At 66.9% G+C, this 3163-nt stretch carries 3 protein-coding genes and 1 tRNA gene; 1 reads left to right on the top strand and 3 read right to left on the bottom strand.

The features are described from left to right. The 3 genes from R1101_RS0119815 to R1101_RS0119805 form a co-directional block, all read right to left on the bottom strand. On the bottom strand, positions 1–480 hold a 480-nt coding region (locus tag R1101_RS0119815; RefSeq protein WP_016935048.1), incomplete at its 3' end, for a PP2C family protein-serine/threonine phosphatase. Continuing rightward, a complete protein-coding gene (locus R1101_RS0119810; protein ID WP_006550946.1) occupies positions 477–938 on the bottom strand; it encodes an FHA domain-containing protein FhaB/FipA in 462 nt (153 codons plus the stop codon). The genes R1101_RS0119810 and R1101_RS0119815, both read right to left, overlap by 4 nt. Positions 939–1095: 157 nt before the next feature. Then, positions 1096–2412 (bottom strand): DUF3662 and FHA domain-containing protein, encoded by a 1317-nt coding sequence (locus tag R1101_RS0119805; protein WP_016935047.1) that lies wholly within the window; start codon positions 2410–2412, stop codon positions 1096–1098. Between the two features lie 202 nt (positions 2413–2614). Between R1101_RS0119805 and R1101_RS0119800 the strand changes: the two genes are divergently transcribed. Continuing rightward, positions 2615–2697, top strand: a tRNA-Leu gene (locus tag R1101_RS0119800). Positions 2698–3163: the final 466 nt, after the last annotated feature.

The raw sequence follows: 3163 nt of genomic DNA, 5'->3' as shown, positions 1-3163 counted from the left end.
CATGATCAACGACCGCTGCGGGTGCGTGTGCGCCTGCTCCGGGGTGATGCGCCCCTCGTCGACCAGCGACTGCACGAAGGTGTCGTCGCGGGTGATCTGGGTGAGCTGGTCGTCGCGCAGCAGATAGGCGCGGGAATCGCCGATGTGGGCGAGTCCGAGCTTGCTGCCTGCGAACAGGATGGCCGTGAGCGTCGTGCCCATGCCGTCGAGTTCGGGCTCTTCTTCCACCTGATCGGCGATCGAGGCATTGCCTTCGCGGACGGCCGCGGCGAGCTTGCCGAGGAGGTCGCCGCCGGGCTCGTCGTCGTCGAGATGGGCGAGCGCCGCGATCATCAGCTGTGAGGCGACCTCACCTGCTGCGTGACCACCCATGCCGTCGGCGAGGGCGAGCAGGCGGGCGCCGGCGTAGACGGAGTCCTCGTTGTTGGAGCGCACGAGGCCGCGGTCGCTGCGGGCGGCATAACGGAGTACGAGGGTCACGGGCGGAGCTCGATCACGGTCTTGCCCACCCGAACCGGGGTTCCGAGTGGGACACGGACGGCGGTGGTGACCTTTGCGCGGTCGAGATACGTGCCGTTCGTCGACCCCAGGTCTTCGACGTACCAGTCGGAACCTCGGGGCGACAACCGTGCGTGGCGCGTGGATGCGTAGTCGTCGGTCAGCACGAGTGTGGAGTCGTCGGCACGGCCGATGAGAACCGGTTGGGTGCCGAGCGTGATCCGGGTGCCTGCCAGCGCGCCCTGCGTGACCACCAGGTACTTGGCGGTCTTGTTACGGCTCAGCGTCGGCAGCACCGACTGCTTGGGGGAGTAGCGCGGGAGCGGGCGTGCGGCACCGGCATAGATGTCGGACCGGAGCGTGCGCAACACCGCCCACACGAACAACCACAGCAGGAGGAGGAATCCCGCTCGGGTCAGCTGCAGAATCAGCCCCTGCACGGTGCATCCTCCTTCGGGGTAGTAGACCGGTCGTGGTCTTCCGGGTCGTGCGGTCACTCACAATACGGACACCGGACGACTCCATGCAGCGTCCGACGCGCTGCGACACGCGTCGGACGGTATGAACGGGTCCGGTAGGTCTTTCGATACCGGCTGATCAGAGGATGCGCACGAGGATCTCGGAGTGCCCGGCGCGAATCACGTCACCATCGGCGAGCTGCCAGTCCTGAACGGAGGCGCCGTTGACCGTCGTGCCGTTCGTCGAGCCGAGATCGGAGAGCATCGCGACCTGGCCGTCCCAGCGGATGTCGATGTGGCGACGCGAGACACCGGTATCGGGGAGGCGGAACTGTGCGTCCTGGCCGCGGCCGATGATGTTGCTGCCCTCGCGGAGCTGGTAATAGCGGCCGCTGCCGTCCTCGAGCTGGAGGGTCGCGGTCAGCACACGACCGGCCGCCGGCGACTGGTAGCCGCCCTGCTGGTAGCCCTGGTCGTAGCCGGGTGCCGCAGCGGCGTAACCCTGGTCGTAGCCCTGCTGCGCGCCGTACTGCTGGTCGTAGCCCGGCTGTGCGTAGTTCTGCTGACCGTACGCCTGCTGGTCGTAGCCACCCTGCTGGTAGCCCTGATCCTGGTAACCCTGGTCGTAACCGGGCTGCGCGTAACCCTGCTGGTCGTAGCCGGCCTGCCGGCCGTACGCCTGCTGGTCGTAGCCACCCTGCTGCGGGTAGTCGCGGCCGTAGTCCTGGCTGTACGCCTGGGGCTGGGCATCCTGGGCTCCGTAGGCCTGCTGGTCGTAGCCGGCCTGCTGGTAGTCCTGCTCGCTGTAGGCCTGGCCGTACGCCTGCTGGTCGTATCCACCCTGCTGGTCGTAGCCGCCCTGGCCCTGGTCGTAACCGGCGTTCCCGTAGCCCTGGTTGTAGCGCTGCTCCTGGCCGACGTGCGCGTGACCGTTGCGTGCGTACTGCGGTTCCGCCTCGGCGGGGTCACGGCTGGGGTCGTAGCCGGGGTTCTGCGTCATGGGGCCAGCTCCTGGTTCAGAGGTCGCGGGTGGGCGGTTCTGTGGGTTCCGTGGTGACGGAGCACGCGTCGCTGAGCGCCCCGCATCGGGATCTACCGAGCCGCGAGTCCGGAACTGCCCGGTGTGCAGTGCCGACGACGACTCGAAGACGACTTGGATCTCACCGTATGTCTGCCATCCCTGTTCTCGGATGAAGTCCTCAAGGTGACGGGAGAACGCCTTCACAGTCAAGTCCCGATCCGCTGCGAGGGCATTGTGATCGGTTTCGCTGATCGTGATGACGTAATGATTCGGCGCCAGCATATGACCCCGATCGAGCTGTCGGACGCCGTCCGTTGCCTCCTGCTGCAGCGCCGCCTCGACTTCCTGGGGCACGACGCCGCCGCCGAACACGCGGGCGAAAGCGTCGCCGATCGCGGCCTGTAGTTTGCGCTCGAAGCGCTGGGCGATGCCCATGGCGACCCCCTTTCCGTACTCAGCGTGTCGCAATGCAGATCTCGTCACTGCATGGTATCCACTTTTCCCCGGATTCGACCCTGAGGCATGCGGCACGTCTCCGACGGATATCTTCAGCGATCGAGTCGGCGGGGCTCACAGCCGTCTGACCAGGCGAATAGTTGTTTCGCTCCGGTGTGTGTTACTGTTTTCGGCGTTGCTCGGGCGAGTGGCGGAATGGCAGACGCGCTGGCTTCAGGTGCCAGTGTCCTTCGGGACGTGGGGGTTCAAGTCCCCCTTCGCCCACAGTGTGCAGTTCCACGAACTGCGACGGACGAGGCCACGAACTCTTCGGAGATCGTGGCCTCGTTTTCGTTTGCCCGATCCTGATACCGATGTCCTTCCTGCCCGCGTTGTACTGGGGGGCGGTGACGACCCTGTAACCCACACGGCAGCTTGCTCCGAGTACGGGGCGGAGCGACCCGCCGCCGTTGCGGCTGCCGAAACGGATCGTGGACACCGGTACATCCGAGCCCACCACATGCTGGTGTGCCGCCGCATCGGGTTCCCCTGAGCGGGAGGGAAGGCGCGAGTCGCCGCGCCCTCCCTGCACTCGGTCAGTCGTCGAGCCGACTCCGCGGTACCGGTATGCCCGTGGGTACTCGGGTGCGTCGATTGCCGTGCGCGGCGGCGAGTTGCGGTCCCGTGAGATACAGGGCGAGGGAGAGATCGGCGTCCTCCACTCGCGCACCGCGCAGGTCCGCGCCGAGCA

The organism is Rhodococcus sp. R1101 (assembly GCF_000278445.1).
GTDB lineage: Bacteria > Actinomycetota > Actinomycetes > Mycobacteriales > Mycobacteriaceae > Rhodococcus > Rhodococcus gordoniae.
Note: the sequence above shows the minus strand (reverse complement) of the source record. Positions and strands in the feature narration are given on the sequence as shown.